This window comes from Pseudomonas sp. FP2309 (assembly GCF_030687575.1).
Classification (GTDB): domain Bacteria; phylum Pseudomonadota; class Gammaproteobacteria; order Pseudomonadales; family Pseudomonadaceae; genus Aquipseudomonas.
In genome coordinates this window covers 398,442-411,972 of sequence record NZ_CP117439.1, presented here as the reverse complement: position 1 = coordinate 411,972, position 13,531 = coordinate 398,442, and the positions used below count along the sequence as shown (strand labels likewise).

At 60.9% G+C, this 13,531-nt stretch carries 8 protein-coding genes; 1 reads left to right on the top strand and 7 read right to left on the bottom strand.

The annotated features are described in order from the left end of the window. Positions 1-18: 18 nt before the first annotated feature. The 5 genes from PSH59_RS01780 to PSH59_RS01760 form a co-directional block, all read right to left on the bottom strand. Positions 19-273 carry a hypothetical protein gene (locus tag PSH59_RS01780; protein ID WP_003171143.1) on the bottom strand — a complete coding sequence of 85 codons (255 nt, stop codon included), beginning with the start codon at positions 271-273 and terminating at the stop codon, positions 19-21. Positions 274-449: 176 nt separating this feature from the next. After that, the gene (locus PSH59_RS01775; RefSeq protein WP_248077023.1) at positions 450-1,460 is read right to left on the bottom strand and encodes a class 1 fructose-bisphosphatase; all 1,011 of its coding nucleotides are present in this window, start codon (positions 1,458-1,460) and stop codon (positions 450-452) included. A 109-nt stretch (positions 1,461-1,569) separates the two neighbouring features. Continuing rightward, positions 1,570-2,922 carry a DUF3999 domain-containing protein gene (locus PSH59_RS01770; RefSeq protein WP_305395262.1) on the bottom strand — a complete coding sequence of 451 codons (1,353 nt, stop codon included), beginning with the start codon at positions 2,920-2,922 and terminating at the stop codon, positions 1,570-1,572. Continuing rightward, positions 2,922-6,452 (bottom strand): DUF2339 domain-containing protein, encoded by a 3,531-nt coding sequence (locus PSH59_RS01765; protein ID WP_305394156.1) that lies wholly within the window; start codon positions 6,450-6,452, stop codon positions 2,922-2,924. Before PSH59_RS01765 ends, PSH59_RS01770 begins: the two co-directional genes overlap by 1 nt. A gap of 172 nt (positions 6,453-6,624) precedes the next feature. After that, positions 6,625-9,075 (bottom strand): glycogen/starch/alpha-glucan phosphorylase, encoded by a 2,451-nt coding sequence (locus tag PSH59_RS01760; RefSeq protein WP_248077021.1) that lies wholly within the window; start codon positions 9,073-9,075, stop codon positions 6,625-6,627. A 240-nt stretch (positions 9,076-9,315) separates the two neighbouring features. Between PSH59_RS01760 and PSH59_RS01755 the strand changes: the two genes are divergently transcribed. Then, positions 9,316-9,750, top strand: coding sequence for a YkgJ family cysteine cluster protein (locus tag PSH59_RS01755; protein ID WP_248077710.1), 435 nt, complete (start codon positions 9,316-9,318; stop codon positions 9,748-9,750). Between the two features lie 178 nt (positions 9,751-9,928). Here PSH59_RS01755 and typA read toward each other — a convergent pair whose 3' ends face one another. Together typA and thiI are read right to left on the bottom strand one after the other, a co-directional pair. Continuing rightward, the gene (gene typA, locus PSH59_RS01750) at positions 9,929-11,749 is read right to left on the bottom strand and encodes a translational GTPase TypA (protein ID WP_008028025.1); all 1,821 of its coding nucleotides are present in this window, start codon (positions 11,747-11,749) and stop codon (positions 9,929-9,931) included. A gap of 139 nt (positions 11,750-11,888) precedes the next feature. Next, positions 11,889-13,343 carry a tRNA uracil 4-sulfurtransferase ThiI gene (gene thiI, locus PSH59_RS01745; protein ID WP_305394155.1) on the bottom strand — a complete coding sequence of 485 codons (1,455 nt, stop codon included), beginning with the start codon at positions 13,341-13,343 and terminating at the stop codon, positions 11,889-11,891. Positions 13,344-13,531 lie beyond the last annotated feature (188 nt).

Below are 13,531 nucleotides of genomic sequence, written 5' to 3'. Positions count from 1 at the left end.
GCAGGCTCTCGCCCCGGTTTACTTCAGGCCTTGCCCGGAAAACATCAGAACTTTGTCACCGGCATATTGAACGCTGATAAAGCTGGTTTTATCGCCCCAGGTGCAGCTGGACATGCCCAGTGCGCCGGAGCAGTCGGTTGGCTTGCCCAGCAACGATTCGACCTCAGCCTTGGGCATCCCGGCCGACAGTTTTGCGTAATTCTCTTGATTGACCTTGCTGCAGGCGGCCAACAGCACGCAGAAAGTCAGCAGGGCAAGACGGCGTAACGACATGGATAAACTCCTGGAGGGACGAAGCAGCGTGGGTATCTGCCAGAAGCTTAGAAGGGAAAAGAGGTGTCTGGTTCCCGACGAACGAAAACAAAAAAACCCCGAAAACGCTGAAACGTTTCGGGGCTTCTTTAACGGTGAACCGGCTCACAACAAAGCGGTTCACCTATCGCAGCGGCTTACTGCTTGTGGTAGGCCGTCACGCGCTCAACTTCTTCTTTTGAACCCAGGAATACCGCCACACGCTGGTGCAGGCCGTCAGGCTGGATGTCGAGGATGCGCTGGTGACCGTCGGTGGACGCGCCGCCCGCCTGTTCAACCAAAAACGACATCGGGTTGGCTTCATACATCAGGCGCAGTTTGCCCGGTTTGGAAGGCTCGCGGCTGTCGCGCGGGTACATGAACAGGCCACCACGGGTCAGGATGCGGTGCACGTCGGCCACCATCGCGGCGACCCAGCGCATGTTGAAGTTCTTCTTCAACGGGCCTTCTTCACCTTCCATCAGCTCGTTGACGTAGCGTTTGACCGGTTCTTCCCAGTGGCGCTGGTTGGACATGTTGATCGCGAATTCCTGGGTCGACGCAGGAATGGTGATGTCTTCGTGGGTCAGCACGAAGCTGCCCATTTCGCGATCGAGGGTGAAGCCTTTGACGCCATCACCCAGGGTCAGCACCAGCATGGTCTGTGGACCGTAGATCGCATAACCTGCAGCAACCTGCTCGGTGCCTGGCTGCAGGAAGGCCTTTTCGTTCAGGGCTTCGTTCTGGCTCAGGTATTCGTTGGGGCAACGCAGTACCGAGAAAATCGTGCCGACCGGTGCGTTGATGTCGATGTTGGACGAACCGTCCAGGGGATCGAACACCAGCAGGTAGGCACCTTTGGGGTATTTGCCGGGGATCTGGTAGGCATTGTCCATTTCTTCGGACGCCATGCCGGCCAGGTGACCGCCCCATTCGTTGGCTTCGAGCAGGATCTCGTTGGAGATCACGTCGAGCTTCTTCTGCACTTCACCCTGCACGTTTTCAGTGCCCATGCTGCCCAGGACACCACCCAGTGCGCCTTTGGACACGGCGTGGCTGATTTCCTTGCAAGCACGCGCCACCACTTCGATAAGGAAGCGCAGATCGGCAGGCGTGTTGTTGCTGCGGGTCTGCTCAATCAAATAGCGACTCAAGGTAACGCGGGACATGTAAGGCTCCGGAGAATGGGGGGCTTGAAAACCCGCGCAGTTTAACGCGAGTCGGGGCGTATTTCCTCCTATCAGAGGATTTAAACCCAATAGAGTTCATGGACTTTATTTAACGTGCCGCCGGCGGCTTGCGCAGCAAACTGTAGGCCATGGCCCCCAGGGCCGCCACACCCAGCAGTAACACGGCCCAGAGCCCGAGTTTTTTCCAGTTCGGCCCGCTTTCGACGGCGGCGACGGCAGCAGGTGACGTGACCGCGACCTCCCCCGCGAGCGTGGCCTGGCCCAACGTCTTGAGGTGCTCGGCGCTGGAGTCCGGGATCAGCGTCGTCAGCGGCAGGTTCGCCGCTTTCACCGAGGCATTGCCAAAGGCCAGGGTGAACGGCGGCTCACCCCGCGCCAGGAACACCAACTGAGTGGCACGCACCGCAAAACTCAGCGCCGGCGCTTCGGCGCCCAGGCCGCCACCGCGTTCGTCCACCTGCATTTTCAGCTCGCGGACCACCTGGCCCGGCAACTGCAATTGGTCCTGCACTACATCCTGGCCGTTCTGGCTCAGGCGATACAGCAAGCCATTGCTCAACGGCTGCCAGGTTTGCCTGGCATCATTGCGTCCGGCCAACGTCACCGGCGCCAGGGTATTGGGCTGCTTCATCTCGATACGCAAGCGCTCCACCCCCAAACCAGTGGGCAGTTGCCAGCTGTACTCACCGGCCTGGAGCCGCGTACCGGCCAGCGGCTGCGACCACATCAACGGCATAGGCAGACTGCTGCTGGTGGCGCTCACCAATTTGGCCGAGGTCAACAGCGGTGCGGCCTGCCCTTGCCATACCAAACGCAGGTAGCGCGCCGATTGCCCCGGTAAGCTGACGTCATGCTGCTCGACCCGCTCATCGGCAAACGACAAACGCGCCACTTGCCCATCGCCCCAGGCCTGCCAATGCTGCAAGTCATCGCTGGCCTCGATACTGAAACGCTGGAAGCCCTCTTGCTCAAGGCTCCAGTCCAGGCTCAATTGCTGCAACGGCGCCTTGATCGCGCTGGCATCCAGCACCCAGCCACGCAATACCTGCTTGCCAGGCTTGGCGGCAGTGGACGGTTTGATTTCGACCAGCGTGCCTTCGATGGTGGTTTTCATCACCACACCGGGCAGGGTTTCGCGGGTGTCGGCGGCGTACAGCGGGAACCACTTCACCTCAGTGACGGTGCGGCTTTCGGTACGCTGCGACGACTGACGCGACAGCGCATACGCCTGGGGCTCGCCGGCGGCGTTAAACACGCGCACGTCACTGAGGTCGGCCTGGGCCGCGTTCAATTGCACGGCCAGTGGCAGTTCAAGCCGATACCAGGGGCCATTACCGCTGACGCTCAGCGGCACCTGGCGGGTGAACTCCGCCGGCGTTTCCTGAGCCGACGCCGACAACGCCGCGCACAGGCCGACCACGGCCACACTCAACTTACCGATCAAGAGGATGCTCCTTCAGTTTCGGGCACAGGTTCGACACGCTTGGGTGGCAGCGGCGCAAAATAGCCCACCACCAGCAACAGCCCGCCCACGCCGATAAACGACACGATCCGCGCCAGACCGCCACGGTTGCTCAACTCGACGAAGAACAGCTTGGCCACCACCACCGCAATCAGCGCCGCACCGATCAGCCACACTTCGCGACGATGACGCAGATGCCCGCCGATCATCAGGCCGAGGGCGATCAGGGTCCAGACAATCGACAGGCCGGCTTGCACCAACATTGATTCGAGCAGCGCATCCAGATGGAACGGCACCCCGCCCCAATGGTGCGCGGTGCGCATCACCAGCGCCGTGAAGAACGCGAACAGCGAGAGGCCCGCGATACCCTGGGCAAGCCGCTCGGCACGCGGTCCACGTTGCGGCGCCACGCTGCGGCCCCACAGGTACACGCCCAGCAGCGCGAACAACAGGCCCAGGTCAAGCGGATTGAGCAACGGCACATAGGGCAATGGCTCAGCCGTGCCGTCGCTGAAGCTGTTCGCCAGCCAGAACCAGCCGAGCATCAGCACCGCCAGCGGCAACGCCGCCAGCACCCGATATTCGCGCGGGTACGCCGACACCGGCCACGGCCAATGGCGCGGCGCAGCAGCCAGCACCAGGTACAGGCTCGGCAGAATAGCCCAGCCCAGCCAGCGCCAGGCGTTGTATTCGGCCGACAGACGCAACAGGCCATAACGCAGCTCCAGCGCCAGCACGCCGATCAGCATCCAGCAGCCCAGCACATGGGCAACGCTCAACACCTTGGTCGGCACCACCGCCGCCAACCGTCGCAGCGAGACGAAATGCACCCCAAACACCGCCAACCAGGCCAACAGGCCGAACTGCGCCGCCGGGTGGTAATAGGTGTGCGCCGACGCTAGCAACACCACGCCCGCTGCCGGCATCAGCAACGTGCACAGCACGCCCAGCGACGCCCAGCGCAGGCGTGTTGCCAACAGCGTCCAGACTGCCACGCTGACCGCCGCCCCCCCCAGCAAGCAGGCACCTTGTAACTCATCGGCCACGAATCTCAGCACTTCACCGATCAGCGCCATCGTCCACCAGGCCGCGCCCCACATCAGCAGCAGGTCGGACAGACGTTGCAGCTTCAATACAGCGAATACCGGCGCATGGGGCTCACGCTGCAGACGCCAGGCGCCGATCAAGGCGGCCAGGCCCAGCACCAACGGCGTCCAGAAACCGGCGTGGGCCAATGGGCTCAAGCCCTCGCGAGACAAAGGCCCGAGCAGATCCGGCATCGCCAGCAAAAATGAGCCACCGCCGATCAGTTGCAGCAGCAACCCGAACACGAAACTGACCCGCTGTTGCAGGTACAGGCTCAACCAGATGATAAACAAGCCACTGGCCGCCCATACACCGCTGGCGCTTTCCCAGGGCAGCACGAACAGCACCGCGAGATTGATCAGCACCAAGCCGGCCAACAGCACCACCGACAACCCGCGTAACAGGCGTCTATCACTGCGCACCATATCGTCGCGGGCGGCCAGCAGCATGCCGCCGATCAAGGCCAGGCCGATCAGCGAGGCGCTGAGCAAACCACTCCAGCCCGCACTGAATACCGCCGCGCCCTCTCCGCCCTGCAAGCGCAGCAGGAACAACGCCCCGCCCAGCAACTGCACGGCAAACGCGGTGAACAGGAAGGTCCGCGAGCCAATGCGCAAACCGACAAACAGCGTCACCAGCCCGGCGATCGCCCAGCTCACGGCGGTGCCTTGGGTCAGCAACAGCAGCGGTGCGAGCAGGTACAAGAAACTCAAACCCAGGCTCGCCAGCAGCGGCAGCCCTTTGCGCTCCCACTGCGCGGCCTGCTCGCTCGGCGCCTGGCGCAAGTGATGGAAGCTCAACAGCAGCGCCGCGCCCAGAAGCATGGCGCCCAACGGCGCGCCATCAATCAATGTGTGTTCGCCGATACGCAGCTCGCTGAGAAACGCCAGCGCCGAGCCCGCTTGCAGCAACAGACCGAAGGCACGTGCCAATGGCCGTTGTTGGCGCAAGCCGAGCCAGAAGATGCCCGCGCCTTCCACCGCCCACGCCGCAGCGGTCCAGCGTGCATCAAGACCCAGTGGAATCGCCAGGCTGGCAAAAATCACTCCCAGGGCCAGACAGGTTTCGGCCAGCAACAAGGCGCGCCCACCGCTGAGCAACCGGGCCAGCCCCATATAGATAATGCCCAGGCCCAATGCACTGAACGCAGCGGCAAACTCCAGGTGCTGCACCAGCGCGAACTGCAAACCAAAGCCCACCAGCGGCGGGCCGAACAGCATGCTGCCGTCGACGTAATCGCCTTTGGCCGCAGACCAGCGCAGCAACGCATCACGGCCTTCGGGTGCATCGCCCATCTCCTGCAATTTACGACGGGCGAACAGCAGGCCGATGGCCAGGTACATCAGGAAGAACAGCACCAGGAACGGCTCGGTGCTCCACAGCAACTCCGGCGTGTAGGAACGCATGCCCCAGGCGAACCCAATGCCGAAGGTGCCGACAAAACCAATCAGGTTGAGCAAACGCCAGGCCTTGAACCAGGCGATGGCGAGAATTCCGGTATTGAGCAAGGCGAAATAACTGAACAACGCCACATGGTTACCGGCGCCAGTGGACGTGAGGATCGGTGCCGCAAAGCCGCCGAGCGCAGCCGCGCAGGCCAGGCCCAGTGCGTCCTGGGCAATCGCCAGGATCGCCGAAAACACCGTGACCGCCACCAGCAGGCCCAGGGCTGCGCCAGGATCGATCAGCGGGTGCAGGCGCATCGCCGCAAACACCGTCAGGTACAGCACCGCAATGCCGGTGCCTTGCAGCATCAGGCCATAGTTGCTGTTACGCAGCCGCAACCACCAGCCCAGACCCAACAGGCCGACCGCCGCTGCCGCCACCCCGGCGTAACGCAGCTCGATCGGCACCACCATGCCTTCGGTGGCATAGCGCAACAGGAATGCCAGGCCAAGGAACAACAGCACCACGCCCACCCGCAGCACCGTGTTGCCGCCTAACAGCCAATTGCGCGCACCGCTCATGGCGCGTTCGATCAGGTTGGGGTCACGGGGCGCGGCAGGTTCTTGAGGACGTGGCGTGGCCACCCAAACGTCGTCCGGCAGCGTCTGGCTCGGCTCGGCAACAGCGGCGACGGACGCCAATTCGGCCGGTAACTCCCACACAAGCTCGGGGGTTTGGGCAACAGCTGCGGGTGCAGGGATGAATTCTGGGGCAAGTTCCGGGCTGGGGTCTTCGACAATGACGCTGCTGGTTGGCGCGGGCACTTCCAGTTGCCGCAACCGATCACCCAGCGCAATCACGGCCTTCTGCGTGGTTTCCAGCTGAAGCGCTTGCTGTTGCGCCTGGGCGGCCAGCCTGGACAGGCGAATCGCCTGGCCAATGCCCAACCCCAGCAGCGCACCGATGCCTGCGTCATAGAACGACTCGTCGAGCGTCCAGCCGAGCACCAGGCCCATCAGCATGAAAATCCATTGCATGGTCGATATTCCCTGAGCAGCCCGAGGCGGGCAGACCGGGGCCTAGTATATCGACGCGCAACAGATGTGGGAGGGGGCTTGCACCCGATAGCGCTGTGCCAGTCGACATATCTGCAAACTGACACGCGGCCATCGGGGGGCAAGCCCCCTCCCATTTTTCTACTGCATTGGTTTAGTCGAGCGCTTTCCAGATCTCGGTGGCGTACTCGCGGATCGTGCGGTCCGAGCTGAACCACCCCATCCGCGCCGTGTTCAGCACCGCCGAACGCCACCACGCCTTGGAATCGTGCCAATGGGCCTCGACCTTGGCCTGGGCGTCCCAGTAGGAATCGAAGTCGGCGCAAACCAGGAAGCGGTCGTAGTCGATCAGGCCGTCGATCAAGCCCACGTAGCGGCCCGGATCATCCGGCGAGAACACTCCGCCACGGATCGCCTGCAGCACATCGTTGAGGCGATGGGAGGCGGCAATGTCCGGCCCTGCGCTGAACTCACCGGCCTGCTTGCGCGCTTCGACCTGCTGGGCGCTCAGACCAAAGATAAACATGTGCTCGGCGCCTACGCGTTCGTGCATCTCCACGTTGGCGCCGTCCATGGTGCCGATGGTCAGCGCGCCATTGAGGCCGAACTTCATGTTGCTGGTGCCGGACGCTTCAAAACCGGCGGTGGAGATCTGCTCCGACAAGTCCGCCGCCGGGATGATGCTTTCGGCCAGGCTGACGTTGTAGTTGGGCAGGAACACCACCTTGAGCAAACCGCGCACGGTGGGGTCGTTGTTGACGGTGCGCGCGATGTCGTTGGTCAGTTTGATGATCAACTTGGCCTGGTGATAGCTCGCCGCGGCCTTGCCGGCGAAGATCTTCACACGCGGCACCCAGTCGATCTCGGGCTCGGCACGGATCGCCTGGTACAACGCCACGGTGTGCATCAGGTTGAGCAACTGGCGCTTGTATTCGTGGATGCGCTTGACCTGCACGTCGAACATCGCCGCCGGGTTCACCGAAATGCCCAGGCGCTCGTGGATGATCTCGGCCAGGGCACGCTTGCTGTGCAGACGTTGGTCGGCGAAGGCTTTGCGGAAGGCCTGTTTCTCGGCAAAGGTTTCCAGCTCGCCCAGGCGGGTCTCCATGTTGTCGAGAATGTCCGGCCCCAGCGCATCCACCAACATCTGCGTGAGCTTGGGGTTGGCCTGGTACAGCCAGCGACGGAAGGTAATGCCGTTGGTTTTGTTGTTGATGCGCTCCGGGTACAGCTTGTGCAGTTCGGAGAACACCGTGCTGCGCATCAGTTGCGTGTGCAGGCCGGACACGCCGTTGACGCTGTGGGAGCCGAGAAACGCAAGGTTCCCCATGCGCACACGGCGGCCGTTGTCTTCTTCGATCAGCGACACGGCGCGCAGCACGTCAAAGTCATGGATGCCCTTGGCACGCAGCGAGTCGATATGCTGGGCGTTGATCAGGTAGATGATTTGCATGTGCCGCGGCAGCATGCGTTCCATCAAGCCTACAGGCCAGGTTTCCAGCGCCTCGGGCAGCAAGGTGTGGTTGGTGTAGGACAAGGTTTCGACCGTGACCTGCCAGGCCGCGTCCCAGGCAATATCGTGCAAGTCCACCAGTTGACGCATCAACTCGGCCACCGCGATCGACGGGTGGGTGTCGTTGAGCTGGATCGCCGCGTGTTCGCCCAGGCTCAATACCGAGCCGTGCATGTTTTTGTGGCGACGCAGCAAGTCTTGCAGCGACGCCGAGACGAAGAAGTATTCCTGGCGCAGGCGCAGTTCCTGCCCTGCTTCGGTGCTGTCGGCCGGGTAAAGCACTCGGGAGATGCTTTCGGCACGGGCCACTTCGGCGACGGCGCCCAGGTGGTCACCGGCGTTGAAGCGTTCCAGGTGCAAGTCTTCCACCGCCCGCGCACGCCACAGGCGCAGGGTGTTGACGCTGGCGCCGCGCCAGCCGACCACCGGGGTGTCGTAGGCGACGGCACGCACGGTCTCGCCGGGCGTCCACACTTGGATCAACTTGCCGGCGGGGTCCGGCAGGGTTTCCACGCTGCCGCCGAAACCGATCGGGTAGATCACTTCGGCGCGCTCGAACTCCCAAGGGTTGCCGAAATCCAGCCAGCGCTCGGTCTGTTCCTGTTGCCAGCCATCGACAATCGCCTGGCGGAACAAGCCGTGCTCGTAACGAATGCCATAGCCATGACCGGCAATGCCCAGGGTCGACATGCTTTCCATAAAGCACGCGGCCAGACGGCCCAAGCCACCGTTGCCGAGCGCCGCGTCGGGCTCCAGCAGGCGGATACGCTCCAGATCGACGCCCAACTCGGCCAGCGCCTCGCGCGCGATCTCCAGCACACCAAGGTTGCTGAGGCTGTCGTAGAGCAGACGGCCGATCAGGAATTCCAGGGAGAGGTAATAGACCCGCTTCTGACCTTTACGGTAGATACGCCGGGTGTGGTTCATCCAGTGGTCGACCATCTGGTCGCGCGCGGCCAGGGCAATGGCTTCGAACCAGTCATGGTCGAAGGCGTGATCCGGGTCCTTGCCCACCGCGTAGGTGAGTTTGGTCAAGACGGCATCGCGAAATGCGGCTACCTCTGCTTCTCGTGCAAGTGGTTCCTGAGACATCAATTGCGACCTCGGGCGAGATAGAAGGAGTTGCTAGAGCCTAGACGGTCTGACAGACGGTGGCCGCTCTGGTTCGGCAGTTTTTTAACGCATTTACCTTTAACAGGTTTTGATGCATTGGCCGTGCCTGCTTTTGAGCAATGCGCACCTTCGGGCCGAAACACGCAAAATATTGTTCAAAAAACCACCAATCCCGGTATGATCGCGCGCCCGGATACCGCCCCACCTTTTGGAACCCTGATGAAGCCTCAACTGATCGCCGCCGCGGAACTTGACCGTCTCGAGACCTGGCAGAAATATTCCGCGCACATGTGCGGCGGCTGCGTGTCCAGCTGCTGCACGCTGCCGGTCGAAGTGAAGATCAAGGACCTGATCCGCATCGGCATCGTCGACGAATTCGAGCGCGGCGACCCGCCGAAGAACATCGCCAAGCGGCTGCAGAAGGAAGGCATCGTCGAGCGCTACAACAACAAATCCGAAATTTTTACCCTGCAGCGCATGAGCAACAACGACTGCCTGTACCTGGATCGTAAGACGCGCTTCTGCACTATTTATGACAAGCGCCCGGACACCTGCCGCAACCACCCGAAAATCGGCCCGCGGCCGGGGTATTGCGCGTACAAGCCAAAGGAAGTGGTGCGCGAGACCAAGTTCCGTACGCTGGATAAGTTCTAAGATGATCGTTCCCACGCTCCGCGTGGGAATGCAGCCCTGGATGCTCTGCGTCCGCCCTTGAACGCGGGACGCGGAGCGTCCCAAGAGGCATTCCCACGCAGAGCGTGGGAACGATCAGGCATAAAAAAACGCCCCCGGTCTTTCGACCGGGGGCGTTTTTCATTCAGCCTGAGTTAACTCAGTTCTTGGCTTTCTTGGCAGCGCGGGTACGCTCGCCTTCGTCCAGGATCTTCTTACGCAGGCGGATCGACTTAGGCGTGACTTCGCACAGCTCGTCGTCCTGGATAAATTCCAGAGCCTGTTCCAGGGTGAAGCGAACAGGTGGAACCAGGGCGATGGTTTCGTCTTTACCCGAAGCACGCATGTTGTCGAGCTTCTTACCTTTGGTTGGGTTGACGCCCATGTCGTTGTCACGGCTGTTCAGACCAACGATCTGACCGTTGTAGATCTCTTGACCGTGTTCAACGAACAGCTTGCCACGCGCCTGGAGAGTTTCCAGGGAGTAGGTCAGTGCCTTGCCGGTTTCTACCGATACCAGAACACCGTTCTGACGGCCGGACATGTCGCCGGACTTCATGGTGTCGTAGCGATCGAAGATCGAGGTCAGGATGCCAGCACCGTTGGTCAGGGTCAGGAACTGGTTACGGAAACCGATCAGACCACGAGCAGGGATGTTGTATTCCAGACGCACACGGCCTTTACCATCCGGCACCATGTTGGTCAGGTCGCCCTTACGCAGGCCCATCTCTTCCATGACCTTGCCCTGGGATTCTTCAGGGGTGTCGATGGTGACGTTTTCGAACGGTTCCTGCTTCACGCCGTCAACCTGACGGATGATAACTTCCGGACGACCAACACCCATTTCGAAGCCTTCGCGACGCATGGTTTCGATCAGTACCGAGAGGTGCAGCTCACCACGGCCGGAGACCTTGAACTTGTCAGCCGAGTCGCCTTCTTCAACGCGCAGAGCAACGTTGTACAGCAGCTCTTTGTCCAGACGCTCCTTGATGTTACGGGAGGTCACGAACTTGCCTTCTTTACCGCAGAAAGGCGAGTCGTTTACCTGGAAGGTCATGGAAACGGTTGGCTCGTCAACGGTCAGAGGCTTCATCGCCTCGACGTTGTCCGGCTGGCACAGGGTGTCGGAGATGAACAGCGAGTCCATACCGCTGACGCACACGATGTCGCCAGCGAAGGCTTCTTCGACGTCGATGCGGTGCAGACCGTGGTGACCCATCAGCTTCAGGATACGACCGTTACGCTTCTTGCCGTCAGCGCCGATAGCGACAACCGGGGTGTTCGGCTTGACGCTGCCGCGAGCGATACGGCCAACGCCGATAACACCCAGGAAGCTGTTGTAGTCCAGTGCCGAGATTTGCATCTGGAACGGGCCTTCACGGTCAACTTTCGGTGCTGGTACGTTGTCGACGATCGACTGGTACAGCGGGGTCATGTCTTCCGCCATGTCGGTGTGGTCCAGACCGGCAATGCCGTTCAGGGCCGAGGCGTAGACGACTTTGAAGTCCAGCTGTTCTTCGGTAGCACCCAGGTTGTCGAACAAGTCGAAGATCTGGTCCAGAACCCAGTCCGGACGCGCGCCTGGACGGTCAACCTTGTTGATGCACACGATCGGACGCAGGCCGGCTTCGAAAGCCTTCTTGGTCACGAAACGGGTTTGCGGCATAGGGCCGTCTTGAGCGTCAACCAGCAGCAGAACGGAGTCAACCATCGACATTACACGTTCAACTTCGCCGCCGAAGTCGGCGTGGCCCGGGGTGTCCACGATGTTGATGTGGTAGCCGTTCCAGTTGATAGCGGTGTTTTTTGCCAGGATGGTAATACCGCGCTCTTTTTCCTGGTCGTTGGAGTCCATCACGCGCTCGTCGTTGAGCTCGTTGCGCTCCAGAGTGCCGGATTGACGCAGGAGTTTGTCTACCAGGGTGGTTTTACCATGGTCAACGTGAGCAATGATGGCGATGTTACGTAGATTTTCGATCACTTGTGTATCTCGATCAGAGGATTCGGTGTGCTGACAGGTCGTGGCAGCGATTTACAGTAGAGTCAGGCCTTGCCGTTACAGCTTGACGGCAGAGTCGGGGGGCCGGTGACGCAGGCCACAGGCAAACAGCCCCGGGCTCTTAGCTCGGTCGATAAACGCGCACATTGGCATGCCCCTCACTGAGCAAATGGTGGGCATGCAGGCGACTCATCACGCCTTTGTCGCAATACAGCAGGTACTGACGGCTGTCATCCAGTTCCTTGAAACGCGCGTTCAATGCATAGAACGGCAGCGTTTGTACGTCGATGCCGGCGATTTCCAGCGGCTCGTCTTCAGCGGCATCCGGGTGACGGATGTCGATGACGATCTGACCGGCCAGAGCTTCGCTGACTTCTTCGATCTGCACATCCTGGCCCAACTCGTCGATAACCCGATCGATCGGCACCAGTTTGGCGTTCTCGAGCGCACGCTCCAGAATCGCCATGTCGAACTGTTGTTCTTCGTACTCCACGCGGTTGCGCTTGGCGTGGGTCTTGGGATTCACCGAGATGACCCCGCAATATTCAGGCATATGCTTGGCGAAGTCGGCGGTGCCGATTTCTTCCGCCAGGTCGATGATGTCCTGCTTGTGGCTGGCGATCAGCGGGCGTAATACCAGCTTCTCGGTCACACAGTCGATCAGCGACAGGTTTGGCAGCGTCTGGCTGGAGACCTGGGAAATCGCTTCGCCGGTCACCAGCGCATCGATCTGCAACTGATCGGCAATTCGGGACGCAGCGCGCAACATCATACGCTTCAATACTACGCCCATATGACTGTTATCGACTTTGCCGAGAATTTCGCCCAGTACTTCCTCGAACGGCACGCTCACAAATAGCACGCGTTGGGAGCTGCCGTACTTCTTCCAGATAAAGTGCGCAACTTCCATCACGCCCAATTCATGTGCACGCCCGCCCAGGTTAAAGAAGCAGAAGTGGCTCATCAGGCCGCGGCGCATGATCTGGTAGGCCGCTACCGTAGAATCGAAACCGCCGGACATCAGTACCAGGGTCTGTTCCAGGGCGCCCAGCGGATAGCCGCCGATGCTGTTGTGCTGGTTGTGGATCACAAACAACCGTTGGTCGCGAATTTCCATGCGCACTTCAATTTGCGGCGCTTTCAAGGAAATTCCAGCCGCACCGCACTCGCGACGCAGCTTGCTGCCGACGTATTTCTCGACATCCATCGAGCTGAATGGGTGCTTGCCGGCCCGCTTGCAACGCACCGAAAAAATCTTGCCTTCGAGCTCGCCGCCAAAGTGCAGCTTGCACTTGTCGGTGATGTCGTCGAAGTCACCCAGCGGGTACTCATCCACTTGCAGGAAATGCGCAATGCCCGGCATGCAGCTCAGGCGCTCGGTCATATCCTTCAAGGCTTTGGCGTCGGTCAGGCGGGTTTCCAGCTCGAGGTTATCCCACACACCATTGACCACCACAGCCGGGTCCAGATCGCGGAGCACGGCACGGATGTTCTTGGCCAACTGACGGATGAAACGCATCCGTACCGGTCGGCTTTTGATGGTGATTTCAGGGAAGACTTTAACGATTAATTTCATGGAAACAGCGCGCGCCGGGCCTGCTGAAAAAGGGGGGCGCGGATTATAGCGGAAATCGCTCAAGGTTTAACCAGTTAATATGCAACGCAGTCACTGCGCACTAAAGCGGTGCATTTGTGCGCACTGACGCCACATTGCGGTGCGCTATTTTTCGGTGTTTGTCGCAATGCACCTTTATAGGGGCGTTT

Coding starts and splice junctions, on each gene's coding strand:
- PSH59_RS01780 (WP_003171143.1), bottom strand. CDS start 273: ATGTCGTTACGCCGTCTTGCCCTGCTGACTTTCTGCGTGCTGTTGGCC.
- PSH59_RS01765 (WP_305394156.1), bottom strand. CDS start 6,452: ATGCAATGGATTTTCATGCTGATGGGCCTGGTGCTCGGCTGGACGCTC.
- thiI (WP_305394155.1), bottom strand. CDS start 13,343: ATGAAATTAATCGTTAAAGTCTTCCCTGAAATCACCATCAAAAGCCGA.
- PSH59_RS01755 (WP_248077710.1), top strand. CDS start 9,316: ATGAAGCCTCAACTGATCGCCGCCGCGGAACTTGACCGTCTCGAGACC.
- PSH59_RS01760 (WP_248077021.1), bottom strand. CDS start 9,075: ATGTCTCAGGAACCACTTGCACGAGAAGCAGAGGTAGCCGCATTTCGC.
- PSH59_RS01775 (WP_248077023.1), bottom strand. CDS start 1,460: ATGTCCCGCGTTACCTTGAGTCGCTATTTGATTGAGCAGACCCGCAGC.